At 66.6% G+C, this 25,441-nt stretch carries 21 protein-coding genes, 1 tRNA gene and 1 pseudogene; 3 read left to right on the forward strand and 20 right to left on the reverse strand.

From position 1 onward, the window contains the following. Positions 1-43: 43 nt before the first annotated feature. Together FM069_RS14675 and FM069_RS14680 are read left to right on the forward strand one after the other, a co-directional pair. The gene (locus FM069_RS14675; protein ID WP_143489115.1) at positions 44-514 is read left to right on the forward strand and encodes a hypothetical protein; all 471 of its coding nucleotides are present in this window, start codon (positions 44-46) and stop codon (positions 512-514) included. Between the two features lie 74 nt (positions 515-588). Continuing rightward, positions 589-1,035 carry a GNAT family N-acetyltransferase gene (locus FM069_RS14680; RefSeq protein WP_143489116.1) on the forward strand — a complete coding sequence of 149 codons (447 nt, stop codon included), beginning with the start codon at positions 589-591 and terminating at the stop codon, positions 1,033-1,035. An 87-nt stretch (positions 1,036-1,122) separates the two neighbouring features. On the opposite strand, the gene FM069_RS14685 is transcribed toward FM069_RS14680, so the two are convergent. The 9 genes from FM069_RS14685 to rnr all read right to left on the reverse strand — a co-directional run bounded on the left by FM069_RS14685 (position 1,123) and on the right by rnr (position 11,997). Further along, positions 1,123-3,417 carry a YgiQ family radical SAM protein gene (locus FM069_RS14685; RefSeq protein ID WP_143489117.1) on the reverse strand — a complete coding sequence of 765 codons (2,295 nt, stop codon included), beginning with the start codon at positions 3,415-3,417 and terminating at the stop codon, positions 1,123-1,125. A gap of 165 nt (positions 3,418-3,582) precedes the next feature. Then, positions 3,583-4,662, reverse strand: coding sequence for an alanine racemase (gene alr / locus FM069_RS14690; protein ID WP_143489118.1), 1,080 nt, complete (start codon positions 4,660-4,662; stop codon positions 3,583-3,585). A gap of 96 nt (positions 4,663-4,758) precedes the next feature. Next, positions 4,759-6,153, reverse strand: a complete 1,395-nt coding sequence (gene dnaB / locus FM069_RS14695) for a replicative DNA helicase (RefSeq protein ID WP_143489119.1) — start codon at positions 6,151-6,153, stop codon at positions 4,759-4,761. 129 nt (positions 6,154-6,282) lie between these two features. Continuing rightward, positions 6,283-6,729 (reverse strand): 50S ribosomal protein L9, encoded by a 447-nt coding sequence (gene rplI, locus FM069_RS14700; RefSeq protein WP_143489120.1) that lies wholly within the window; start codon positions 6,727-6,729, stop codon positions 6,283-6,285. A 21-nt stretch (positions 6,730-6,750) separates the two neighbouring features. Continuing rightward, positions 6,751-7,644, reverse strand: coding sequence for a YybS family protein (locus FM069_RS14705; protein WP_143489121.1), 894 nt, complete (start codon positions 7,642-7,644; stop codon positions 6,751-6,753). Between the two features lie 39 nt (positions 7,645-7,683). Further along, positions 7,684-7,914: a 30S ribosomal protein S18 gene (gene rpsR / locus FM069_RS14710; RefSeq protein WP_003452992.1), complete on the reverse strand. Its 231-nt coding sequence runs from the start codon at positions 7,912-7,914 to the stop codon at positions 7,684-7,686. Positions 7,915-7,940: 26 nt separating this feature from the next. Beyond that, entirely contained in the window at positions 7,941-8,357 is a 417-nt protein-coding gene (rpsF, locus tag FM069_RS14715; protein WP_143489122.1) for a 30S ribosomal protein S6, read from the reverse strand. Between the two features lie 191 nt (positions 8,358-8,548). Continuing rightward, a complete protein-coding gene (gene rlmB, locus FM069_RS14720) occupies positions 8,549-9,301 on the reverse strand; it encodes a 23S rRNA (guanosine(2251)-2'-O)-methyltransferase RlmB (protein WP_143489123.1) in 753 nt (250 codons plus the stop codon). Beyond that, positions 9,298-11,997: a ribonuclease R gene (rnr, locus tag FM069_RS14725; RefSeq protein WP_143489124.1), complete on the reverse strand. Its 2,700-nt coding sequence runs from the start codon at positions 11,995-11,997 to the stop codon at positions 9,298-9,300. Before rnr ends, rlmB begins: the two co-directional genes overlap by 4 nt. Positions 11,998-12,200: 203 nt before the next feature. Here rnr and FM069_RS14730 point away from each other — a divergent pair. Continuing rightward, positions 12,201-12,287, forward strand: a tRNA-Leu gene (locus FM069_RS14730). Between the two features lie 107 nt (positions 12,288-12,394). Here the strand turns inward: FM069_RS14730 and FM069_RS22360 are convergent. The 11 genes and pseudogenes from FM069_RS22360 to FM069_RS14780 all read right to left on the reverse strand — a co-directional run bounded on the left by FM069_RS22360 (position 12,395) and on the right by FM069_RS14780 (position 25,433). Next, on the reverse strand, positions 12,395-13,279 hold the full coding sequence (locus FM069_RS22360) for a methyl-accepting chemotaxis protein (protein ID WP_407681593.1): 885 nt from the start codon (positions 13,277-13,279) through the stop codon (positions 12,395-12,397). Beyond that, positions 13,253-14,203, reverse strand: a pseudogene (locus FM069_RS22365) (HAMP domain-containing protein); the annotation flags it as partial. The pseudogene FM069_RS22365 and the gene FM069_RS22360, both read right to left, overlap by 27 nt. Positions 14,204-14,475: 272 nt before the next feature. Further along, positions 14,476-15,771: an adenylosuccinate synthase gene (locus FM069_RS14740; protein WP_143489126.1), complete on the reverse strand. Its 1,296-nt coding sequence runs from the start codon at positions 15,769-15,771 to the stop codon at positions 14,476-14,478. 54 nt (positions 15,772-15,825) lie between these two features. Beyond that, positions 15,826-17,013 (reverse strand): ATP phosphoribosyltransferase regulatory subunit, encoded by a 1,188-nt coding sequence (locus FM069_RS14745; RefSeq protein ID WP_143489127.1) that lies wholly within the window; start codon positions 17,011-17,013, stop codon positions 15,826-15,828. Positions 17,014-17,302: 289 nt separating this feature from the next. Beyond that, positions 17,303-18,172, reverse strand: a complete 870-nt coding sequence (gene hflC / locus FM069_RS14750) for a protease modulator HflC (protein ID WP_143489128.1) — start codon at positions 18,170-18,172, stop codon at positions 17,303-17,305. Next, on the reverse strand, positions 18,172-19,344 hold the full coding sequence (gene hflK / locus FM069_RS14755; RefSeq protein WP_143489129.1) for an FtsH protease activity modulator HflK: 1,173 nt from the start codon (positions 19,342-19,344) through the stop codon (positions 18,172-18,174). The genes hflC and hflK overlap by 1 nt, the downstream gene beginning before the upstream one ends. Before the next feature lie 96 nt (positions 19,345-19,440). Continuing rightward, positions 19,441-20,742 carry a ribosome rescue GTPase HflX gene (hflX, locus tag FM069_RS14760; protein WP_143489130.1) on the reverse strand — a complete coding sequence of 434 codons (1,302 nt, stop codon included), beginning with the start codon at positions 20,740-20,742 and terminating at the stop codon, positions 19,441-19,443. Positions 20,743-20,754: 12 nt separating this feature from the next. Beyond that, the gene (gene hfq / locus FM069_RS14765) at positions 20,755-21,003 is read right to left on the reverse strand and encodes an RNA chaperone Hfq (RefSeq protein WP_143489131.1); all 249 of its coding nucleotides are present in this window, start codon (positions 21,001-21,003) and stop codon (positions 20,755-20,757) included. Between the two features lie 96 nt (positions 21,004-21,099). Then, entirely contained in the window at positions 21,100-22,074 is a 975-nt protein-coding gene (miaA, locus tag FM069_RS14770; protein WP_143489132.1) for a tRNA (adenosine(37)-N6)-dimethylallyltransferase MiaA, read from the reverse strand. A 30-nt stretch (positions 22,075-22,104) separates the two neighbouring features. Beyond that, a complete protein-coding gene (gene mutL, locus FM069_RS14775) occupies positions 22,105-24,006 on the reverse strand; it encodes a DNA mismatch repair endonuclease MutL (RefSeq protein ID WP_143489133.1) in 1,902 nt (633 codons plus the stop codon). Further along, positions 24,003-25,433 carry an N-acetylmuramoyl-L-alanine amidase gene (locus FM069_RS14780; RefSeq protein WP_218570303.1) on the reverse strand — a complete coding sequence of 477 codons (1,431 nt, stop codon included), beginning with the start codon at positions 25,431-25,433 and terminating at the stop codon, positions 24,003-24,005. The genes mutL and FM069_RS14780 overlap by 4 nt, the downstream gene beginning before the upstream one ends. Positions 25,434-25,441 lie beyond the last annotated feature (8 nt).

Below are 25,441 nucleotides of genomic sequence, written 5' to 3' on the forward strand. Positions count from 1 at the left end.
AACGGAAAAGAAAAGGGTGGATGTCACCCGGAACGATGCTTGGGTGGGGTCAGCCGTCTATCACCTGGTCCTCGAGGGCAAGGCGGAATACCTATACGACGAACGCGAAGAACCGGAAGACGATCCGGCGGAGCGTTCCAGGGGATCGTTCGTGGAAGCCCAGTGCGCGGGCCATGGCGAGCAGGTCCTGGTGCTCACCGGCGAGTTCCACTCCAACTTCCTGCAGAGTGTGGTGCTGCGCTACAACCAGGCCTGGGGCACTTGGGAACGGCTGAACATCGCCGAGCGAGATGCACCGGAATGGCTCTACCTCGGCCCGGGCGGCTTCTATGTCGTAGTGCCCAATCCCGGGCGAAACGAGACGCCGGAACGCTACCTGGTCTACCGGTTCGACAGCAGCAAGGGAGCGGCTTACCAGGCCTACCTGTCCGAAGGCCCCCAGGGCAGCGACACCCTGCCGGCGCTGCCAGGCTACGACGCCATCCGCCTGAAGCCGCGGCGCCCGCAGCCCTGAACGGTTCGGCCTGCGGGCTGATCCCGCTAGACTGGCCCGGGTCTCCTGCCTGCCCCATGCCGACAACACCCACCATGCCCGACGTCCGCCTCGATACGCCCATGGCCACCGACCTGCCCGTCCTGCTGGACGTCTGGGAGGCGGCGGTACGGGCTACCCACGGTTTCCTCGACGAGGCTGACATCCATGCGCTGCGGGTAGCGATCCGTGAGCGGTATCTGCCCGCGCTGGAGCTGTCCTGCATCCGTGACGAGGCAGGGCGCGTGGTCGGTTTCCTCGGGCGCAGCGGGTGCCGCGTGGAGATGCTGTTCGTCGCCCCGTCCCACCATGGCCGGGGGCTGGGCCGCCACCTGCTGGAGCAGGCCATAGCCGAACAGGGCGTGAACGAACTGGACGTCAACGAGCAGAATCCCCAGGCCCTGGGGTTCTACCGGCGCATGGGCTTCGAGGTGACGGGCCGTTCGCCGGTGGATGGCGAGGGACGCCCCTTTCCGCTGCTGCACCTGAGGCGCATGGGCTGAGCCAAGCGGCCGGCGGGCTCGCCCGGCCCTTCTACACCGGGAAGCAAGCGACGCCGCTCCCTACCGGGAGGACGCTGCGACAGCGTTTTAGCGAGGCACCGCCGGACGGGCCTTGCCTGGCTTCTTCCGTGCGCCGGCCGCCTTGTGCGCCTGGTGCCGCGCCTCGGCGGCGGCCTTGGCCTGCTCGCGCTTGTCCCACGGCTTGCTGCCATCGCTGCCACGGGGCGGCAGGCCGGTGTGCTGGGTGAGAACACGACCGCCACCGGCCTTCTTGCTACCGGCCGGGGTGGAGTTCTTGCGCCGTGCGCTCTGGTAGCCATCGGCCTGGGGCTGGTGGGCGGGGATCAGTTGATGCTTGCCGCTGCCGATCAGGTCGGCGCGGCCCATGCGCTCCAGCGCCTCGCGCAGCAGCGGCCAGCCCTTCGGGTCGTGGTAGCGCAGGAACGCCTTGTGCAGACGACGCTGCTGCTCGCTCTTGACGATCTCCACCCCATCGCTCTTGTAGGTGACCTTACGCAACGGGTTCTTGCCCGAGTGGTACATGGCCGTCGCGGTGGCCATTGGCGACGGGTAGAACGCCTGTACCTGGTCGGCGCGGAAGCCGTTGCGCTTGAGCCACAGGGCGAGATTCATCATGTCCTCGTCGGTGGTGCCCGGGTGCGCGGCGATGAAGTACGGGATCAGGTACTGTTCCTTGCCCGCTTCCTTCGAGTATTTCTCGAACATCCGCTTGAAGGTGTCGTAGCTGCCGATGCCCGGCTTCATCATCTTGTCCAGCGGGCCGCGCTCGGTATGCTCCGGAGCGATCTTCAGATAGCCGCCGACATGGTGGGTGACCAGCTCCTTGACGTACTCCGGCGACTCGACGGCCAGGTCGTAACGCAGGCCGGAGGCGATCAGGATCTTCTTCACGCCTGGCAACGCACGCGCCTTGCGGTACAGCTCGATCAGGGACGAGTGATCGGTGTTGAGGTTCTCGCAGATGCCGGGGAACACACAGGACGGCTTGCGGCAGTGCTTCTCGATCTCCGGGTCCTTGCAGGCGATGCGGTACATGTTGGCGGTCGGCCCGCCGAGGTCGGAGACCACGCCGGTGAAGCCCGGCACCTTGTCGCGCATCTCCTCGATCTCGCGGATGATCGACTCGTGGGAACGGTTCTGGATGATCCGGCCTTCGTGCTCGGTGATGGAGCAGAAGGTGCAGCCACCGAAGCAGCCACGCATGATGTTCACAGAGAAACGGATCATCTCGTAGGCCGGAATCTTCTCCTTGCCATAGGCCGGGTGCGGCACGCGCGCATAGGGCATGCCGAACACGTAGTCCATTTCCTCGGTGGTCATGGGGATGGGTGGCGGGTTGAACCACACGTCCACCTCACCATGCTTCTGCACCAGTGCGCGGGCATTGCCCGGGTTGGTTTCCAGGTGCAGCACGCGGTTGGCGTGGGCATAGAGCACCGGGTCGTTGCGCACCTTCTCGAAGGACGGCAGGCGGATCACCGTCCTGTCGCGCTCCAGGCGCGGGTGCGAAAGCAGCTGGACGACCTTGGCCTCGTTGGGATCCTCGACAGGGCCTGAGCCGGCCGCCCCCTTTTCCTGCTCGATGGCGCAGGCTTCGGTGTCCTGGGTGTTCACGTAGGGGTTGATGATCTTGTCGACCCGCCCCGGACGGTCGATGCGGGTGGAGTCGAGTTCGAACCAGCCCACCGGCGTGTCGCGGCGGATGAACGCCGTGCCGCGAATGTCGGAAATGTCCTCGATCTTCTGCCCGTAGGCCAGGCGCTGGGCGATCTCCACCACCGCGCGCTCGGCGTTGCCGTACAGCAGGATGTCGGCGGTGGCATCCATCAGGATCGAGCGGCGCACCTTGTCCTGCCAATAGTCGTAGTGGGCGATGCGCCGCAGCGACGCTTCGATGCCGCCGAGCACCACGGGCACGTGGCTGTAGGCTTCCTTGCAGCGCTGGCTGTAGACCAGGCTGGCCCGGTCCGGCCGCCGCCCGGCGAGGCCGCCCGCAGTGTAGGCGTCGTCGGAGCGGATCTTCTTGTCGGCGGTGTAGCGGTTGATCATGGAGTCCATGTTGCCGGCCGCCACGCCGAAGAACAGGTTCGGTTCGCCCAACGCCATGAAGTCGTCCTTCGAGCGCCAGTCCGGCTGGGCGATGATCCCCACCCGGAAGCCCTGGGATTCCAGCAGCCGGCCGATGATCGCCATGCCGAAGGACGGGTGGTCCACGTAGGCGTCGCCAGTGACGATGATGATGTCGCAGGAGTCCCAGCCCAGCTGATCCATTTCCCCCCGGCTCATGGGCAGGAACGGTGCGGGGCCGAAACATTCGGCCCAGTACTTGGGATAGTCGAACAGCGGCTTCGCGGCTTGCATCACGGGCACCGGGGTATCTCTAGGAATGGGGGGTCGCGAAAACGCGGGCGCGGAATATAGCACAAAAAACATACAAGTCCGACGCGGGCGGTCGGTCTTTCCATCGTGCCGGAACGCCCACGCCGAGGCCCTTCGCGTGGGCGGTGCGCCAGGCCCCTCGCGCCCTCAGTGGCCGCGGTAGCGCCGGCGGACGCGGGCGGTGACCTTGCTCAGCAGCTCGTAGCCCACGGTGCCGGCGGCCTGTGCCACCTCGTCCACCGGCAGGCCGGCGCCCCACAACTCCACCTTGGCCCCTACCACGATGTCCGGATGGTCCGACAGGTCCACCGTCAGCAGGTCCATGGACACCCGGCCCACCAGCGGGACGCGCTTGCCGTTCACCAGCACCGGAGTGCCGGCCGGCGCGTGGCGCGGGTAGCCGTCGGCGTAACCGCAGCAGACTGTGCCGAGGCGGGTCGGCCGTTCGGCGATCCAGTCGGCGCCGTAGCCGACGCTGGCGCCCCGCTCCACCTCGCGCACGCCGATCAGCTCCGCCTCTAGGGTCATCGCCGGGCGCAGACCCAGCTCGTGGGCGCCCAGGTCGGCGAACGGCGTGGCGCCATAGAGCAGGATGCCCGGGCGCACCCAGTCCATGTGGGCTGCGGGAATGGTCAGGATCGCCGCCGAGTTGGCCAGGCTGCGCTGGTTGAAGTCCAGGTCCAGCAGGTCGAGGAACATCTCCACCTGCTGCTCGGTGAGCGGATGGCCGCGCTCGTCGGCGCAGGCGAAATGGCTGATCAGGTTCAATTCGGCAACCTGCGCCGCGTCCTGCAGCCGGGCGTGCCAGGCGCGCAGGGCCTGCGGGGTGAAGCCGAGCCGGTGCATGCCCGAGTCCAGCTTGAGCCATACCGCCAGAGGCTTGTGGGGGTCGCTGGCCAGCAGCGCCTCGGCCTGGGCATCGTCGCGCAGCACCACGTCCAGCCCCAATTGGGCGGCGACCCGGTATTCGTCCGGCTCGAAACAACCTTCTAGCAGCAGGATGCGCGCCGTGCCGTGCATGCCCCGCACCTCGGCCGCCTCCTCCAGGCAGGCCACGGCGAACCCGTCCGCCTCGTCGTGCAAGGTGCTGACCACTTCCCGGGCGCCGTGCCCGTAGGCATTGGCCTTGACCACGGCGAAGCTCTGCCGGCCCGGTGCGCAACGCTTGGCGACGGCATGGTTGTGGCGAATGGCGGCCAGATCGACCGTGGCGATGAGCGGGCGCATTGACGAATCCTTGCAGGCGGGACGGGCAGCCATCTTAACCACGCCGGGGGTGGCGCCGAATTGACCTGACTCAGGCCGCGTGGCGGCCGGGGTGGATCATTCGTCGTCGAAGGTGTAGCTGCCCGGCGCGAGGTTCTCGAAGCGCGAATACTTGCCGAGGAACGCCAGCCGTGTGGTGCCGATGGGGCCGTTCCGCTGCTTGCCGATAATGATCTCGGCGACGCCCTTGTACTCCGTCTCCGGGTGATACACCTCGTCCCGGTAGACGAACATGATGATGTCGGCGTCCTGCTCGATGGCGCCGGATTCCCGCAGGTCGGAGTTCACCGGGCGCTTGTTGGGCCGCTGCTCCAAAGAGCGGTTGAGCTGCGACAGGGCCACCACCGGGCAGTTGAATTCCTTCGCCAGGGCCTTGAGCGAGCGGGATATCTCGGAAATTTCGTTGACCCGGTTGTCGCCGCTGGAGCCGGGAATCTGCATCAGCTGCAGGTAGTCCACCATGATCATGGCGATTTCGCCGTGCTCCCGGGCCAGGCGCCGGGTGCGCGCGCGCATCTCCGACGGCGAGATACCGGCGGTGTCGTCGATGAACAGCTTGCGGTCGTTGAGCAGGTTGACCGCGGAGGTCAGCCGCGGCCAGTCGTCATCTTCCAGGCGACCGGCGCGCACCTTGGTCTGGTCGATACGGCCGAGGGACGCGAGCATCCGGATCACGATGGAGTCGGCGGGCATCTCCAGGGAATACACCACCACCGCCTTGTCGCTGCGCAGGACGGCGTTTTCCACCAGGTTCATGGCGAAGGTGGTCTTGCCCATCGACGGCCGCCCCGCGACGATCACCAGGTCGGCCGGCTGCAGGCCGCTGGTGGCGCCGTCCAGGTCGGTGAACCCGGTGGACAGGCCGGTGATGGCGTCGCCGGCGTTGAACAGCGAGTCGATCCGGTCGATGGCCTTGACCAGGATGTCATTGATCGCCAGGGGGCCGCCGGTTTTCGGCCGGGCTTCGGCGATCTGGAAGATCAGCCGCTCCGCCTCGTCGAGGATTTCCTCGCCGGTGCGGCCCTGAGGGGCGTAGGCGCTATCGGCGATCTCGTTGGAAATGCCGATCAGCTGCCGCAGCGTGGCGCGCTCGCGAATGATCTGCGCATAGGCCTTGATGTTGGCCACCGAGGGAATGTTCTTGGCCAGTTCGCCCAGGTAGGCCAGGCCGCCGACCTGGCTCAGTTGGCCTTCCTTGTCCAGTTGCTCGGACAGGGTGACCACGTCGAACGGCTGGTTGCGCTCGGCCAGCTTGTGGATGGCACGGAAGATCAGGCGGTGGTCGTGACGGTAGAAGTCACCGTCGGACACTTGGTCGAGCACCCGCTCCCAGGCGTTGTTGTCCAGCATCAGCCCGCCCAGCACGGCCTGCTCGGCCTCGATGGAATGCGGCGGCACCTTGAGTGCGGCGGTTTCCAGGTCGTATTGCTCGGGGACGGAGATATCGTTCATGGGCTTCGCGGAATTCGGGGCATAGGAAAAGACAACGGGCACGGTACGCTCGCGCGTGACCGTGCCCGATTGTTAGCAGCCTTGCGCCTGGACGCAAGCCCGCTCCGGCGGCGGACCGCCTGGCGCGACTCAGCCGGCCAGGACGATCAGCTTGACGGTGGCTTCGACGTCGGTGTGCAGGTGCACGGCCACGTCGTACTCGCCTACCTGGCGGATGGTGCCGTTGGGCAGACGCACTTCGCTCTTCGCCACTTCAACGCCGGAGGCGGTCAGGGCGTCGGCGATGTCGGCGGTGCCGATGGAACCGAACAGCTTGCCTTCGTCACCGGCCACAGCCGTGATGGTGACTTCCAGCTCGGCCAGTTGAGCGGCGCGGGTCTCGGCGGACTCGCGCTTGTCGGCAGCAGCCTTTTCCAGCTCGGCGCGACGGGCTTCGAACGCGGCGACGTTGGCTTCGGTAGCGGCGGTGGCCTTGCCTTGCGGCAGCAGGTAGTTGCGGCCGTAACCGGACTTGACGTTCACCTTGTCGCCCAGGTTGCCCAGGTTGGCGATTTTTTCCAGCAGGATGACTTCCATTTGAGTCTTACCTCTTAACTTTTAACCTTCACCGTTCGGTGCGTCCGGTCCGTTCTTGCGACCCGGGCGGCGCCGAAAATCAAACAGGCTGTCGACGATGGCCACGACGACCAGCAATGGATAGATCAACTGCATGAACAGCAGCAGCGTTACGTAGAGCCCCACCAGCCAGAACCGGCCAAGCCGCCCCTGGGCGACCAGGCCGTGTATCAGGGCGACGCCGGCGAAGGCCAGCGGCACGCTGCACAGCGGTGTCAGCATGGCCAGCTGGACCCCCAGGTTGGGCCCCAGCAGCATGCCGGCGAGCAACCCGAACGCCATCACCGGTGGCAACCGCAGGGCACGAAACTCATGCCCGAAGCCGCCAGGGTTGTACAGCGCCGCCTGCCAGTAGCGACCGAGCACCAGGCTCAGCAGGCTGGCGATCTGCAACAACGCCGCCAGCAGTCCGGTCAGTACCGGCGCCACCATACCTTCCAGGCGGGCCTGTTCGTCCACCGACAACGACTGGTGGACACCCTGCAGCATCTGCGGCAGCAGCTTGCGCAACTCGCCCGCCAACGCCTCGATGGGCGCGCCGAACAGCATGCCCAGCGCTACGCCATACACCAGCCCCAGGGCGACGCTGCAAAGCAGCGTACGTCGCCAGGACAGGCTCGAGCGCAGCACCAGCGCCAGGCCCAGCGTGCCCACCAGCACCAGCAGCGTCCTCGGCTCACCGAAGAACCACCAGGCCGCGGCGGGCAACAAGGCCCAGAGCACGATGCCCATGGCATCGCCGAGGCCGCGGCGCAACAGCACCAGGGAACCGGCGGCAGCGCTCAGCCAGAACAACAACGGCATCGCGGCGGCACCCGCCACCACGAGGGTGGCCTGCATGCGCCCGCGCATGATGAAACCGGCCAGGGCGCGCATGCGTTCTATCTATCCGTTACTTCTGTCGACGACCTGGGCTCAACGGCCGTGGCTGTCGGTGTAGGGCAGCAGGGCCAGGTAGCGGGCGCGCTTGATAGCGGTGGCCAGCTGACGCTGATACTTGGCTTTGGTCCCGGTGATGCGGCTGGGAACGATCTTGCCGGTTTCCGAGATGTAGGCTTTCAGGGTGTTGAGATCTTTGAAGTCGATCTCTTTCACGCCTTCGGCGGTGAAACGGCAGAACTTACGACGGCGGAAGAAACGTGCCATGTGGATATCCTCACTAGATCCGGGAATTACTCGTCAGCGTTGTCGCTGTTGTCGCTGTCGTCGCTCTCGGCGCCTTCCGCGGACTCGACGCGGTCGCGACGCTCACGGCGCTCGCTGCGGTTTTCCTCGGCCTTGAGCATCTCGGACTGACCGGTAACGGCTTCGTCGCGGCGGATGATCAGGTTGCGGATCACGGCGTCGTTGTAGCGGAAGTTGTCTTCCAGTTCGGCCAGAGCCTTGCCGCTGCACTCGACGTTCAGCATCACGTAGTGAGCCTTGTGAACGTTGTTGATGGCGTAGGCCAGTTGGCGACGGCCCCAGTCTTCCAGGCGATGGATCTTGCCGCCGTCTTCCTCGATGAGCTTGGTGTAGCGCTCGACCATGCCGCCGACCTGCTCGCTCTGATCCGGGTGGACCAGGAAGATGATTTCGTAATGACGCATGAATGCTCCTTACGGGTTGTAGCCTGCCGACGGGTGCGGTCAGGCAAGGAGTGAATGTTTCGTATGGACTTGCCGGCACCGGGGCGCGTCTGCGCCTGCCGAGGCGGCAAGGCGCGACATTCTAGAGAAGCCCCTCGGGAGGCGCAAGGCGAATGGCGATTATTTGAACAGCCAGACGATGACCCAGGCTTTCAGCGGGCGGCCTTGGCGCGTCGCTGGCGCAAGGCCTCGAACAGGCAGACACCGGTGGCCACGGAGACGTTGAGGCTGCTGACGCTGCCGGCCATGGGCAACTTCACCAGATAGTCGCAATGCTCCCGGGTCAGGCGGCGCATGCCCTTGCCCTCGGCCCCCATCACCAGCACCGTCGGGCCGGTCATGTCCTGGTCGAACAGCTCCTGCTCCACCTCGCCAGCGGTGCCCACCACCCACAGGCCCCGCTGGCGCAGTTTTTCCAGGCTGCGGGCCAGGTTGGTGACCGCCACCAGGGGCATCACCTCGGCAGCGCCACAGGCGACCTTGCGCACCGTCGCATTAAGGGTGGCCGACTTGTCCTTGGGCACGATCACCGCCAGTGCACCGGCGGCATCCGCGGTCCGCAAGCAGGCGCCCAGATTGTGGGGATCGGTGACCCCGTCCAGGACCAGCAGCAGGGGCGGCCCTTCGGCTCGGTCCAGCAACTCGTCGAGCATCGCTTCGCCCCAGACCTGGCTGGGACTGACCTCCGCCACCACGCCTTGGTGGACGCCTTCTACCCAGGCGTCCATTTCCCGTCGCTCGCACTGCCCCACGGCGATTCGTGCCCGCTCGGCCAGCTCGACCAGTGCCTGTGCGCGGGGATCGCCGCGCCCTTCCGCCAGCCAGACCTGCTTGACCCGCTTGGGATGGTGGCGCAGCAGTGCCTCTACGGCGTGCACACCGTAGATTTTTTCCAACTGACTCATGACGTGGCCTTGCGCTTACGGGGGGTCGGTGCCGCGGCGTCCGCCGTCTTGGCCCTGGAGACGCCCTTGCGATGCTTGCCAGCCTTGCTCTTCGGGGCCTGGGCGGATACCGCCCCGGCTCCCGCACCGCCTTTGGCTTTGCCTTTGCCTGCCCCTGGCGCCCGGGTGGCGCCGGACGTGGCGGACCGGGATTTCTTCTTGCCGGTCGCCTCCTGGCGCGCCTCGGACAGCAGGGCCTGCTTCATCGCCCGGCTCTTCTGCACGTCACCACCCAGCATGTCCTCGGCCTGGGCCAGGATATCCGGCGCGACCGGTGGCAACGCCTGCACCCTGCCCGAGCGCTTTGACAGGCTGGCATTGTCGTCCGCTGCCGGGGACTCGTCGCGCCCTCGCCGACGTGGCGCGCGGGAATCGGTCTTGGCCGAATCATCGCCAGTCGAGCGTTTCTTGCGACCGGCCGGGCCGAGTTCGCCCATTTCGAAGTCGATCTTGCGCTCGTCCAGGTCGACCCGCGCGACCCGCACACTTACCGGGTCGCCGAGGCGGAAGCTGCGACCGCTGCGCTCGCCCGACAAGCGATGGTGGATCGGGTCGAAGTGGTAGTAGTCGTCCGGCAGCGCCGTGACGTGCACCAGGCCTTCGACGTAGATGTCGGTCAGTTCGACGAACAGCCCGAAGCCGGTCACCGCGGAAATCACCCCGGGGAAGACCTCGCCGACCCGCTCGCGCATGTACTCGCACTTGAGCCAGTTGGTGACGTCGCGGGTCGCCTCGTCGGCGCGGCGCTCGGTCATCGACGCCTGCTCGCCCAACTGCGCCAGGGCCGCCTCGTCGTAGGGGTAGATGCGCGCCTTCGGCATGCTGCTGGCACCGGCCCGGCGTACGTGGTCGGTGGCGATCCGGGAGCGGATCACGCTGCGGATCGCCCGATGCACCAGCAGGTCCGGGTAGCGCCGGATCGGGGACGTGAAGTGGGTGTAGGCCTCGTAGTTCAGGCCGAAGTGGCCTTCGTTCTCCGGGCTGTACACCGCCTGGCTCAGGGAGCGCAGCATCACGGTCTGGATCAGGTGGTAGTCGGGCCGCTCGCGGATCGTCTGCAGCAGGGCCTGGTAGTCGGTCGGGGTCGGGTCGCCCTTGCCGCGGTTGAGGGTCAGGCCCAACTCTCCGAGGAACTGGCGCAGCTTGTCCAGACGCTCGGCCGGCGGACCATCGTGCACCCGGTACAGCGAGGGGATGCCGTGCTGCTGCAGGAAGCGCGCGGTGGCCACGTTGGCGCAGAGCATGCACTCCTCGATCAGCTTGTGAGCCTCATTGCGCTGAGTGGGACGGATTTCGGCGATCTTGCGCTCGGCGCTGAAGACGATGCGGGTTTCCTGGGTCTCGAAGTCGATGGCCCCCCGGCGCTGACGCGCGCCCAGCAGCACCTGGTAGAGCGCGTAGAGCTGCTGCAGGTGCGGCACGAGGTGGGGCAGTTGCTCGGCAAGCTGCCGGCCCTCCACCGAATCCGGGGTTTCCAGCAACTGGCTGACCTTGGTGTAGGTAAGCCGTGCGTGGGAATGGATCACCGCTTCGTAGAACACGTAGCCGGTAAGCTTGCCGGCGCGCGACAGGGCCATCTCGCAGACCATCGCCAGACGGTCGGTGAGGGGGTTCAGCGAGCACAGGCCATTGGAGAGGATCTCCGGCAGCATCGGCACGACCTTCTCGGGAAAATACACCGAGTTGCCACGCTTGCTGGCCTCCTGGTCCAGGGCGGAATCGACCTTCACGTAGTGGGACACGTCGGCGATGGCCACGAACAGGCGCCAGCCGCCGCCCTTGCGGGCCTCGGCGTATACCGCGTCGTCGAAGTCGCGGGCGTCTTCGCCATCGATGGTGACCAGGGGCAGGTGCCGCAGATCGATCCGCTTCTCCTTGTCCTTGTCCGCCACCTCGGGCTTGAGTTTGGCGACCTCCTTGAGCACTTCGGGCGGCCACTCGTGGGGGATGTCGTAGCTGCGCAAGGCCACTTCGATTTCCATGCCCGGCGCCATGTAGTCACCCAGCACTTCCACCACTTCGCCCTGCGCCTGACGGAAACCGCTGGGCCACTGATCGATGCGCACCTGGACGAACTGGCCGTGCCGCGCCCCGCCCTGCTTGCCCTGAGGGATCAGCACTTCCTGCTGGATTTTCGGGTTGTCGGCCACCACCCGGGCGATGCCGCTTTCCTCGAAGAAACGTCCCACCAGGGTTTCGTGGGCCCGGGAAACGATCTCCACCAGGGCGCCTTCGCGGCGGCCACGCCGATCGAACCCGGCGACCCGCGCCAGGGCACGATCACCATCGAATACCAGGCGCATCTGAGCCGGGCTGAGGAACAGGTCGTCGCTGCCGTCGTCGGGGATCAGGAAACCGAAGCCATCGCGGTGACCGCTGATGCGGCCGCAGATGAGGTCCAGCTTGTCCACCGGGGCATAGGTGCCGCGGCGGGTGTAGATCAACTGCGCGTCGCGCTCCATCGCCCGCAGGCGGCGGCGCAGCGCTTCCAGTTGATCCTCGGTGGTGAGCCCGAACTCGTCCACCAACTGCTCGCGGCTGGCGGGCGCCCCGCGCTCAGCGAGGTGCTGGAGAATGAGTTCACGGCTGGGAATAGGGTTTTCGTATTTTTCCGCCTCGCGGGCGGCCTCGGGATCGAGGGTCTTCCAATCGGCCATCAGAGCGCCTTCACCTTGTTCGTCTGTCCATACGGTACGCGCCTATTAAGCTGGAAAATACCGGTGCGGTCAGCTTCGGCGCGCGATTAAAATTTTTTTCACAACAGGTGTTTACAACACCCAACCTGGTCCGTATAGTGCGCCACCACAACGACGGCAAACGTGGTTGTAGTTGAAGAAAGCGAGCAATCGCCGGACGCAACGCCCAGGTGGCGGAATTGGTAGACGCACTAGGTTCAGGTCCTAGCGGTGGCAACACCGTGGAAGTTCGAGTCTTCTCCTGGGCACCAAATTCCAAACAGAACCGAGCCTCGTGCTCGGTTTTGTTTTTTCCGTTCCGGAAAATTTTCTTTTTGCCCGATACCGACTCGCAGCCGGCACCGGGTTCATCTCGCAGTCAGGCGCGGAATTGCCCCAGGCTGGCCTTGAGCTGGGCCGCCAGCATGTCCAGTTCCCGCCCACTGGCCGCCGTGGCCGCTACGGCCTCGGCAGCCCGCTGGGCTTCCGCATGAATCACCTCGACCCGCCCACGCACGGCATCGGCACCGGCCGCCTGCCGGGACGCGGCCAGGGTCGCAGCATCGATGGCCACGTGGACCTCGTCCACCGCGCGCTCCACGGATTGCTGCAACTGACGGCTTTCCCGCAGCGCCGACAACCCTTCGCCCGCCTGCTGGCCGGCCTGGCCGATGGCCGCCACCGCCTCGCGGGCGCCCCGCTGCAGGGCGCCGATATGCGCCTGGATGTCCCCGGTGGATTGCTGGGTCTTGCTCGCCAGCGCGCGCACCTCGTCGGCCACCACGGCGAACCCGCGGCCGCTTTCACCGGCGCGAGCGGCTTCGATGGCGGCGTTCAGCGCCAGCAGGTTGGTCTGCTCGGCGATGCCATGGATCACCGTCAGCACCACTTCGATCTGCTCGCTCTGGCGTGCCAGGCGTTCGATCACCGCGGAGCCGGTCTCGACCCGGGTGACCAGTTCCTCGATCAGGCTGCCCACCCGGCTGGCGATCGCCGCGTTGTCGTGGGCCGCCTTGCGGATCGCCACCACCCGCTCCAGCGCTTCCTGCATGGTGTGGCTTTCCGACTGGGCCTCGGCGGCCATTTCCGCCAGGGCGCTCAGGCTCACCGCCACCTCGTCCCGCTGACGTGCCGTCGCCGCCTCGGCAGCGCCGCTTCGAGCGGTCAGGTCGCTGATCTCATGCCCGGTGCGCACCGCCACGTCTCCCGCTTCGCGCACGATGGGCTGCAACTTGGCGACGAAGCTGTTCACCGCCGAAGCCATTTCCCCGACTTCGTCACGGCTATCGATTTCCACCCGGCGGGTCAAGTCGCCCTCGCCCGCTGCCAGGTCGTGGAGCGCCGCGATGAGCAGGCGCAGGCGGTTCACCACCCGGTGGCCCAGCACGATCGCCACCACCAACAGCACGCCGAACCCCACCAGCACCAGGCCGATACCGATGCGCCAGCGCAGGTTGGATTCCGCGTTGTGCACCGCGCCACGCATGCCGGCGGTCATGTTGGAAGCGGTTTCCTCGGCGGACTTCAGGCGAGCCGTCAGGGCCGTGGAACTGTCCTTGGCGGCGCCGGCGAGGCTGTCCGCCACCAGTTGGTCGCTGCTGGAAATCAAGGCGCCGAAGCGGGTATCCAGGGCAGCCAGTTCGCTCTCGATGGCTGCAGTGGAGACCCCCATCAGCACCTTGCCGATTTCCACCCCGTTGGGGCTGATGGACGACTCCACGAAGAACACCGATGGGTCGTTGCGCGCGGCGTCCAGGACCTTGTCTAGCGCTCGAGCTCCCTGCCCCTTTTCCAGCAGTGCCTTGATCTGGGCGTTGTCGCGGTTCAGGTAGCGGGTCAGGTGCTGACCTTCGGCATCGTCATAGACGACGAACAGCACGTTGGGATTGCGTTGCGCACGGCGCGCGAATTCGGACAGCGTCGGGATATCGGCGTCCCACATGGCGCGCGGGGCGACGGCCGCCAGCAGCAGCGCCAGATCGTTGGCGGAGTCCTTCAGGCCCTTTTCCAGGGCGGTACGCATCTGCTTCTGTTCTTCCGACAGCCGCGCGGTGAGGCCTGTGGTGAGCCCCTCCCGGGTGCGGGTGGAAAGGCTACCCAGGCTGGAAGTCACCTCGTCCCCGGCCGCCTTCAGCTCGGAGGAAAGGCGCTCGGTGTCGCTGCTCAGGCGGTCGCCCAGGTCAGCCATCAGGGTTTTCACGGTGCTCTGGGTCAGCACGAGCACCACCACCACCTGTACGAACAGGGCGATGCCCAGGGCGACGAACACAGGCAGCAGCAAGCGGCTGCGCAGCAGGGAAAGGACGGCGGACACGATATTGACCTCCAACGACCGTCGATGGACGGGACTACAAAGGGATTTATAGCCCAAAGCAAAGGGCGTGCCGCTTGCGGGACGAAATTTCCTCCTGAAAAAGCAACGGGCCGCATAGCGGCCCGTTGCTTTTCTACCCGATCCGATCAGGCATAGGGATGACGCAGGACAATCGTCTCGTTACGGTCCGGGCCGGTGGAGATGATGTCGATGGGCGCCCCCACCAGCGCCTCGATGCGCTTGATGTAGGCACGGGCGTTGGCCGGCAGGTCGTCCAGGCTCTTCGCCCCCACGGTCGACTCGGACCAGCCGGGCACCTCCTCGTATACCGGCTGCAGGCCGATGTAGCTGTCGGCATCGGTGGGCGCGTCGGTCAGCACATCACCGTTCTGGTCCTTGTAGCCGGTGCAGATACGGATGGTGTCCAGGCCGTCGAGCACGTCCAGCTTGGTCAGGCAGAGGCCGGAGATGCTGTTGATCTCGATGGCGCGGCGCAGGATCACCGCATCGAACCAGCCGCAGCGACGGGCGCGACCGGTGGTGGCGCCGAACTCGTGGCCACGCTTGGCGAGGAATGCGCCGACGTCGTCGAACAGCTCGGTGGGGAACGGACCGGACCCCACGCGAGTGGTGTAGGCCTTGGTGATGCCGAGGATGTAGTCCAGGTACAGCGGGCCGAAGCCCGAACCGGTGGCGGTGCCGCCGGCGGTGGTGCTGGAACTGGTGACGTAGGGGTAGGTGCCGTGGTCGATGTCCAGCAGCGAACCCTGGGCGCCCTCGAACATGATGCAGGCGCCTTCCCTGCGCAGTTCGTGCAGGCGGGCGGCGACGTCGGTGATCATCGGCTTCAGCAGGTCGGCGTAGCCGAGCGCTTCGTCCAGAGTCTTCTGGAAGTCGAGCGCCGGCTCCTTGTAGTAGTGCTGCAGGACGAAGTTGTGGAAGTCCAGCAGTTCGCCCAGCTTGGCGGCGAAGCGCTCGCGGTGGAACAGGTCGCCGATGCGCAGGCCGCGACGGGCCACCTTGTCCTCGTAGGCCGGGCCGATGCCGCGGCCGGTGGTGCCGATCTTCGCATCGCCGCGGGCTTTCTCCCGGGCCTGATCCAGGGCCACGTGGTAGGGCAGGATCAGGGTGCACGAGGGGCTGATGCGCAGGCGCTCGCGCACCGGTACGCCCTTCTCTTCCAGCTTGGTGATCTCCCGCAGCAGGGCGTCCGGCGCGACCACCACCCCGTTGCCGATCAGGCACTGCACATTGTCGCGCAGGATGCCGGACGGGATCAGGTGCAGCACGGTCTTCTCACCGTCGATCACCAGGGTATGGCCGGCGTTGTGCCCGCCCTGGTAGCGCACCACGGCGGCGGCCTGGTCGGTGAGCAGGTCGACGATCTTGCCCTTGCCCTCATCACCCCACTGGGTGCCCAGGACGACGACATTCTTACCCATAACACTTGTCCTCTCGAGGAAAACCACAGCCGGCCAGGCCGGCGAAAAAACGATTCAGAGCGCCAGTGGCGCCACGGCCCACTGACCGTCGCGCCAGACCAGCTGGCTGTCGCAACCGGCCTCGCCAGCGGCTCCGGAAGCTTGGCCGGGCAGCGCCTGCACCACCCGCTGGCCTTCGCGCCGCAGCCGGCGTACTGCCTGCCACAGGTAGACGTCGCGGCTGTCCGGCGCCCAGATGCCGGTCAACGGCTCGTCCAGCTGCATGCGGCCGAGGCTGACCAGGGACTTGAGGTCGGTGGAGAAGCCCGTGGCCGGGCGTGCCCGGCCGAAATCGGCACCGATGCCGTCGTAGCGCCCGCCCTGGGCGATGGACTGGCCAACCCCGGGGACGAACGCGGCGAACACCACGCCGGAGTGATAGTGATAGCCCCGCAGCTCGCCCAGGTCGAAGTACAGCGGCAATTCCGGATAACGCACTTCCAGTTCGTCGGCGATGGCGATCAGGTCGTCCAGGGCACGGTGGACATCGCCCGGCGCCTCCACCAGGCAGGCCTGGGCCAACTCCAGCACCTCGCGCCCGCCGGACAATTCGGCAAGGGCCCGCAGCATGGAGGCCATGCCGGGCTGCAGGTGATCGGTAAGGGCGGCCACTTCGTCCACGGCCTTGCGCTGCAGGGCGTCGAAGAGCTCCTGCTCGGCCTGGCCGGACAGGTCGGCTGCGCGCGCCAGGCCACGGTAGATGCCGACGTGGCCGAGGTCCATGTGCACATCGGGGACGCGCGCCATGTCCAGCATGTCCAGCATCAGGCTGATGACTTCCACGTCGCTGGCAGGACTGGCGTCGCCGTAGAGTTCGGCGCCCAGCTGGATCGGGCTGCGGGAGGTGGACAGCGCGCGGGGCTGCACGTGGAGCACGCTACCGGCGTAGCACAACCGGCTGGGGCCTTCGCGGCGCAGGGTGTGGGCATCGAGGCGCGCCACCTGCGGGGTGATGTCGGCCCGGAAGCCCATCAGCCGGCCGGACTGCGGGTCGATGACCTTGAAGGTACGCAGGTCGAGGTCCTGGCCCGCGCCGGTCAGCAGGGATTCGAGGTATTCCAGGTGTGGCGTGACGACGAACTCGTAGCCCCAGCGCTGGAACAGGTCCAGTACCTGACGACGGGCTGCTTCGATACGGGCCGCTTCAGGCGGCAGCACTTCTTCGATCCCATCTGGCAGCAGCCAGCGATCTACCGTTGCCATTTCACCATTTCCTTCTCAATCGGCGGCAGGCCTTCAGTGAAGCCGATGCGGGAGCGAGCCCGGCGGCAGGCCGGTCATTCCCGTCGGGCGGAGCCGGCAGTGAAGGCCGCCAGCCCGGTACCGCGGTGCGCCTCGGCGCAGAGAGAAAGGCAGCCCGGCCGCGAGGCCGATTCCTGCCGCATGATTCCCGCGGACGTAAAAAAGCCGGGAGGTTCCCGGCTGATTCATGATACCCAGATTTTCCCCGTGGGTCACCCCGGCAGGCGACGGGACGCCTGCCGGGTCCCGGTCAGGGCTTGGCCTGCTGCAGGTAGCGGAAGAACTCACTGCTGGGGTCGAGGACCAAGACGTCACCCTTGGTGGCGAAGCTTTCCCGGTAAGCCCGCAGGCTGCGATAGAACGCGTAGAACTCCTGGTCCTGGCCATAAGCCTGGGAGTAGATCGCCGCGGCCTTGGCGTCGCCATCACCGCGAGCCTCTTCCGCCTGGCGGTAAGCCTCGGCCAGCAGCACCCGGCGCTGGCGGTCGGCGTCGGCACGGATACCTTCGGCCAACTCGCTGCCTTTGGCCCGGTGTTCCCGCGCCTCACGCTCGCGTTCGGTGCCCATGCGCTCGAACACGCTGCGGTTGACTTCCTTGGGCAGGTCGATGGCCTTGACGCGCACGTCCACCACTTCGATACCCAGCTCCTTGCCCGCCATGCGGTTCAGCGCTGCAGTGATGTCGCCCATGAGCGCATCGCGTTCGCCAGACACCACCTCGTGCAGGGTGCGCTTACCGAACTGGTCGCGCAGCCCCGCTTCCAGGCGCCGCGACAGACGCTCGTCGGCGATCTGCTTCATGCCGGACGTGGCAGTGTAGAAGCGCTCGGCATCCGCTACCCGCCACTTGGCATAGGCATCCACCATCACCGCTTTCTTCTCCAGGGTGAGGAAGCGCTCGGTGGGCGAGTCCAGGGTCAGCAGCCGCGCATCGAACTTGCGCACCTGGTTGACGTACGGAATCTTCACGTGCAGGCCCGGCGGAACGTCGGCCTGGACGATACGGCCGAAGCGCAGCATCACGGCCTTCTCGGTCTGCAGCACGATGTAGAAGCTGTTCCAGGCCACCAGCGCGACGACCACGCCGCAGATCAGGGCGATCAGCGATTTGTTGCTCATCAGCGGCTCTCCCTCGAACGCAGGTCACGCTGCTGCAGGTCGGTGACCACACGGGCGCCCACGTCCGGCGCGCTGCTGGTCACTCCACCCGACGCCGCATTGCTCGCCCCACGGTTGTCGATCATCTTGTCCAACGGCAGATACAGCAGGTTGTTCTGGGCCTTGTCACCCGTCAGCAGCACCTTGCTGGTGTTGCTGAACACCTCCTGCATGGTATCCAGGTACAGGCGCTGGCGAGTCACCTCCGGCGCCTTGCGGTACTCCACCACCAGCTTGGTGAAGCGGTCGGCCTCACCCTGGGCGCGAGCCACCACTTCATCCCGGTAGCCATTGGCGTCCTCGATGATGCGCTGTGCCTGGCCTCGGGCCTCCGGCACCACGCCGTTGGCGTAGGCTTCCGCCTGGTTCTTGGCGCGCTGCTCGTCTTCCCGTGCGCGGATCACGTCGTCGAAGGCTTCCTGCACGTCCCGCGGCGCGGCCGCACTCTGCACGTTGACCTGGGTGACGGTGATACCGGTGCGGTAGGTATCGAGAAAACGCTGCAGGCGCTGCTTGATTTCGCTGGCCATCAGCTCGCGACCCTCGGTGAGGACCTGGTCCATCGCCGTGGAACCCACCACGTGGCGCAGGGCGCTCTCGGTGGCCTGCTGCAGGCTCACTTCCGGCTGGTCGACGTTGAGCACGAAGTCCTGCAGGCTGGTGACCTTGTACTGCACGGTGAGCGGCACTTCGACGATGTTCTCGTCCTCGGTGAGCATCTGGCCCTGCTTGCTGTAGGCCCGCTCACGGGTAACGTTCTCCTGGAAGCGCTTGTCGAAGGGCGGGAAGTAGATGTTCAGGCCCGGGCCGACGGTCTCGTGGTACTTGCCGAGGCGCAGCACCACGGCCTGCTCCTGCTCATCCACCACGTAGATGGCGTTGTACAGCCAGAGGATGGCCAGTACGCCGAGGACGATCCCCACCAAGCCGAAACTGCCGCCGCGCCCGCGACCGCCGGAGCCACCATCGCCCCCACTGCCGCTGCGTTTGCGTCCGCCGAGCAGACCGCCCAGGCTACCCTGCAGTTTGCGCAGGACTTCATCCAGATCCGGTGGACTTTGTTTACCGCCCCCTTTGCGCCCGCCCCAGGGGTCCTGGTTATTCGAGTTGCCACCCGGCTCGTTCCAAGCCATAGCGCTCTCCATCTGATAAAGCGAAGGCGCGCCCGCGGCGCGCCCGCCAATGCTACAGAATGCCCGTCGCCCGCGGCAAAAGCACGGGGCCGGGCTTTATTGCAAAGTATGTTGCTCGATGAATGCGTCCGGCTCCCAGCCCTCGCGGCTCACCAGACGGTTGAGTTCCACCCGCGGCAGGCGCACGGACAGCAGTGTAGTACCGGACTCATCGTGCTCCTCGGCCTGCACCGCGCCCGCCTCGAAGAACTGCGCCCGCAACTTCGCCAGCGTCTGGGGCAATCGCAACACCCCGGCGAACAGGTTGTCCCCAAGCAACTCGGCGATAGCCTGCTCCAGCAACTCCAGTCCGAGCCCATCGCGGGCGGACAGCCAGACCCGCTCGGGATTGCCCTCGGCATCACGCTGGATGTGCGGCGGGATGCCATCGAGCAGGTCCAGCTTGTTATACACCTCGAGAATCGGCAGCTGGTCCGCGCCGATCTCCGCCAGCACCGCCAGCACCTGCTCAACCTGGGCGTCGCGCTCGGGCTCGTGGGCATCGATCACGTGCACCAGCAGGTCGGCGTTACTGGATTCCTCGAGGGTCGCGCGGAACGCCTCCACCAGCTTGTGCGGCAGGTGACGGATGAACCCCACGGTATCCGCCAGCACCACCGGACCGATGTCGCTCAGGTCCAGACGGCGCAACGTCGGGTCGAGGGTGGCGAACAGCTGGTTGGCGGCATAGACGTCCGAGGTGGTTAGCGCATTGAACAGCGTGGATTTACCGGCGTTTGTATAGCCCACCAGAGAGATCGAAGGGATTTCCGCCCGCTTGCGCCCGCGTCGCGCCTGCTCGCGCTGGCTGCGGACTTTGTCGAGTCGGTGCTTGATCTGACGGATACGCACCCGCAGCAGGCGGCGGTCGGTCTCCAACTGAGTCTCGCCGGGGCCACGCAGGCCGATCCCGCCCTTCTGCCGCTCCAGGTGGGTCCAGCCCCGCACCAGCCGGGTGCTCACATGGTTGAGCTGCGCCAGCTCCACCTGCAGCTTGCCTTCATGGGTACGGGCGCGCTGGGCGAAGATGTCGAGGATGAGACCGGTACGGTCCAGCACCCGGCACTCGAAGGCACGCTCGAGGTTGCGCTCCTGGCTGGGTGTGAGGGTGTGGTTGAAGATGACCAGCTCGACCTGTTCGGCCCGGACGAGATCGTGCAATTCGTCAACCTTGCCGCTACCGATCAGGTACTTGGCAGTGAACTGCTGGCGCGGGACGACCACGAGGGCCACCATATCCGCGCCCGCGGAGCGTGCCAGCTCCTGGAATTCCTGCGGGTCTTCCCGCACCTCGGGATCCTGGCCTTCCAGATGAACCAGAATGGCCCGCTCACCACCTCCCGGGCGCTCGAAGAACAATGCGGACTCCTGTCAGGCGTTGCCCGGTTCCAGTGGCTGATCAGCGGTGGGCAGGCGAACCGGACGGCTCGGCACCACGGTGGAGATGGCATGCTTGTACACCATCTGGCTGACCGTGTTCTTCAGCAGAATGACGAACTGGTCGAAGGATTCGATCTGGCCCTGCAGCTTGATACCGTTGACGAGATAGATGGAAACCGGGACGCGTTCCTTACGCAGGGTGTTGAGGTAAGGGTCTTGTAGCGAATGCCCTTTTGACATGTGACGCACTCCTTTAAGAATCAACCGTTTGGTAGGTATCAAGTAAGAAAGAATTTGGTGTATCGCGTGCCCGGGGACAAACGCGACCGTGAGGTCTCAACTCAATATGGAGACCGCTTTCAGGTATTTCAAGGTACGCGGCAGATTGTCGCAAGCCAGGCTGTCCAGCCAGTGCAGATCGGACCAGCTGCGCAACCAGGTGAATTGACGTTTGGCCAGTTGACGCGTGGCGATGACGCCTCGCGCTTCCATTTCGGCCCGGCTCAGGCTGCCTTCCAGGTATTCCCACACCTGCCGGTAGCCCACGGCGCGTATCGACGGCAACCCCACATGTAAATCACCCCGCTCACGCAGGGCTTCGACTTCCTCGACGAACCCCCGTTCCAGCATCAGGCGAAAACGCTCGGCGATCCGCCCGTGCAGGACCTGGCGCTGCGCCGGAGCGATCGCCAAGTGGGCGACAGTATAAGGGAATTGTCCAGCGCCCGGAGCCTCTGGGACGGTATTTTCGGCGCGTTGACGCTCGCGGTGGGCGGTCATGGTAAGGCCGCTCACCCGGTACACCTCGAGGGCCCGGACGAGGCGCTGCGGATCGTTCGGATGGATGCGCGCGGCGGACACTGGGTCCACCGTCGCCAGCTCACGGTGCAGTGCCTCCCAGCCCTCGGCCGCGGCCTGGGCCTCGAGGGCCGCGCGCACCGCCGGATCGGCGGCCGGCATGTCCGCCAGGCCCTCCAGCAGCGCCTTGTAGTACAGCATGGTGCCGCCCACCAGCAGGGGAATGCGGCCTCTCGCGCGGCTCTCCGCCATGGCTGCCAGGGCGTCGGCGCGGAACTCGGCGGCGGAATAGCTCTGGGCCGGGTCACGGATGTCGATCAGCCGATGGGGATGGCGTGCCAGTACCGCAGGCTCCGGCTTCGCGGTGCCGATGTCCATGCCGCGGTAGACCAGGGCGGAGTCGACGCTGATCAGGTCGCAGGGCAAGGCATCGGCCAGGGCCAGGGCCAGGTCGGTCTTGCCCGCGGCCGTGGGGCCCATCAGGAAGATCGCGGGAGGAAGCCGTGGGTTCATGGAGGAAGGTCGGGAAGGAAAAGAGGCGGCTCAGCGACCGCGCAGGAACAGCTTGTCCAGGTCGTCCATGCCCAGCTGGGTCCAGGTGGGGCGCCCATGGTTGCACTGCCCGCTGCGCTCGGTCTGCTCCATGTCCCGCAGCAACGCATTCATCTCCGGCAGGGTCAGCCGGCGGTTGGCCCGAACGGCGCCATGGCAGGCCATGGTGGCCAGCAGCTCGTTGAGGTGCGCTTGGATGCGGTCGCTGGTGCCGTACTCCAGCAGGTCGGCGACCACGTCGCGCACCAGCTGGTTGGCCTCGGCCTGTTTGAGCAATGCCGGGATCTGGCGGATCGCCAGGGTTTCCGGCCCCAGGCGCTGCAGCTCGAAGCCCAGGCGCTGGAACCAGGCACCGTGTTCCTCAGCGCAATCCGCTTCGCGCTGGCTGACCGCGATGGACTCCGGCACCAGCAGCGGCTGGCTGCGCAGGCCTTCGCTGTCCATCGCCGTCTTCAGGCGCTCGTAGGTGATCCGTTCATGGGCGGCGTGCATGTCCACCAGCACCAGCCCGATGCTGTTCTCGGCCAGGATGTAGACGCCCTTCAGCTGTGCCAGGGCGTAGCCCAGGGGCGGTACGTCACCCGGCGTGTCCGGTAGCGCGGCGGGCGAGGCGCCCTGCGGCAGCGGGGCGAAGAATTCCCGGTAGGCGCCGCGCACTTCGGCGAGCGAACCGTCCGGGGCCGGCCGCGGAGGCGAATAACCGCCTCCGGTGCTCGCGCCGGGACGCCAGTCCTGCGGCGCTGCCGGCACCTCGAGCACCGAGGCCGCCAGGCTCATCTCGCCCTGGGGACCGAACTCCCCGGCCGCCGGCCCGGTGGGACGCAGCACCGCCGTCACCGCCGCCGGCGCGGCCAACTGGTCCTCCGGACGCACATCCCCCAGCGCCCGGTGCAGGGTGCCATAGAGAAAATCGTGAACCATCCGCCCTTCGCGGAAGCGCACCTCGTGCTTGGTGGGATGGACGTTAACGTCCACCCCCAGCGGATCGATCTCCAGGAACAGCACGAAGGTCGGGTGACGGCCGTTGAACAACACGTCGCGGTAGGCCTGGCGCACCGCGTGAGCCACCAGCTTGTCGCGCACCATGCGGCCGTTCACGTAGAAATACTGCAGGTCGGCCTGACTACGGGAAAAGGTCGGCAAGCCGACCCAGCCCCACAGGCGCAGTTCGTTGCGCTCGATCTCGATGGGCAGGGCCTGTTCCAGGAAGGCCGACCCGCACACCGCCGCGACCCGGCGTGCGCGGGCCAGCTCGTCGTGGGCCTCGTGCAGCGCCAGCACCGTCTTGCCGTTGTGGCGCAAGTGGAACGCCACATCGAAACGGGCCAGCGCCAGGCGCTTGATGACTTCCTGCAGGTGGTCGAACTCGGTTTTCTCGGCCCGCAGGAACTTGCGCCGGGCCGGGGTATTGAAGAACAGGTCGCGCACTTCCACCGAGGTCCCCACCGGGTGGGCCGCCGGCTGCACGCGAGGAGCCATGTCGCGGCCCTCGGCCTCCACCTGCCAGGCCTGGGCGGCATCGGCCGTGCGGGAGGTCAGGGTTAGCCGCGCCACGGAACTGATGGACGCCAGGGCCTCGCCGCGAAAGCCCAGGCTCATCACCCGCTCTAGGTCTTCCAGCTCGCGGATCTTGCTGGTGGCATGGCGAGACAGAGCCAGGGGCAGATCGTCGGCATCGATGCCGCCACCGTCGTCGCGGACCCGCAGGAGCTTGATACCACCCTGCTCCACCTCGACGTCGATTCGCCGTGCGCCGGCGTCCAGGCTGTTCTCCAGCAACTCCTTGATCACCGAGGCGGGCCGCTCCACCACCTCGCCGGCGGCGATCTGGTTGGCCAGCCGCGGCGACAGTTGCTGGATGCGGGACGCCAGCCGTTCCGGGGAGCCGCTCATTCCTGGGACGCCAGGGTGGTGGCCGGCACGTTCAGGGTCTGGCCGACCTTCACGGTGTCGTTCTTCAGGCCGTTGGCGCTGCGCAGCGAACCGAGGCTGACCTGGTAGCGCTGGGCGATCAGGGCCAGGCTCTCGCCGGGCGCCACCACGTGCTCCCGCGGGCCGGTGGGCAGGCGCCCCTGGTCACGCAGCGCCGCAAGGTAGGTCCCGGGCGGCGGGTTCTGCTGGAAGAACTGGCGCACACCGGAGGCGATGGAGCGGGCCAACACTTGCTGGTGGCTGGCACTTGTGAGCTTGAGCGCCTCGTTGGGATTGGAGATGAAGCCGGTTTCCACCAGGATCGACGGGATGTCCGGGGACTTCAGCACCATGAACGCGGCTTGCTCGACTCGGCGCTTGTGCAGCGGGGTGGCGCGACCGATGTTGGTGAGGACCTTCTGCCCGACGTTCAGGCTCGACGACAGCGAGGCGGTCATGGACAGGTCCAGCAGCACGCCGGCCAGCATGCGGTCCTTGTCGTCCAGGCTGACCCCGCCGACGCCGCCGATCAGGTCGGAACGGTTCTCGTTGTCCGCCAGCCAGCGGGCGGTCTCCGAGGTGGCGCCGCGATCGGACAGGGCGAACACCGACGCACCGAAGGCCGAGGGCCGGGGCGCGGCATCCGCATGGATTGAGACGAATAGGTCGGCGCCCTTCTTGCGGGCGATCTCGGTGCGCTTGCGCAGCGGGATGAAATAGTCGCCGGTCCGCACCAGCTCGGCACGGAACCCCTTCTGCTGGTTGATCTGCTGCTGCAGGGCCTTGGCGATGGCCAGGGTGATGTCCTTCTCGTGCTGGCCCTTGGCGCCGATGGCTCCCGGGTCCTCGCCGCCATGCCCGGCATCCACCGCGACGATGATGTCGCGCTTGCCGCCCGGCACGCTGGGCAGCTTCACCGCCGGCTGCGCGGGGGTCACCGGCAGTTGGGGCGTGTCGGGGACGGCGGTGGCCGGCACGCTGGGGGACGGGGTGGCTTCCTGATCGTAGAGATCCACCACCAGGCGGTTGCCGTACTGCTGGTTGGGCGCCAGGGTGAAGCTCTTGGGATTGACCACCGCGGACAGGTCGATCACCACCCGCAGGTCATCGGGGGTGCGCTGCGCGGAACGCATCCCGGTGATGGGGGTGTTGGCGAAGTTGAGCTTGTCGAGGGGGGTGGTGAGATGGGCGCCGTTGACGTCGATCACCAGGCGGTTGGGCGCGCTCAGGGTGAAGACGCTGTGCTGCACTGGCCCGGACAGGTCGAACACCAGCCGGGTGTTGTCGGGCGCGCGCCACAGGCGAACGCCCCGCACGTCGGCCGTGGCGGCCAGGGCGTCGAAAGCCAGGAATGCAAGCATCAGCCCCAAGCCGGCACACAGTGCGCGCATGCGCATAACCCACCCCATCTTGTCGT

It is taken from the genome of Pseudomonas mangiferae, from assembly GCF_007109405.1.
GTDB lineage: Bacteria > Pseudomonadota > Gammaproteobacteria > Pseudomonadales > Pseudomonadaceae > Pseudomonas_T > Pseudomonas_T mangiferae.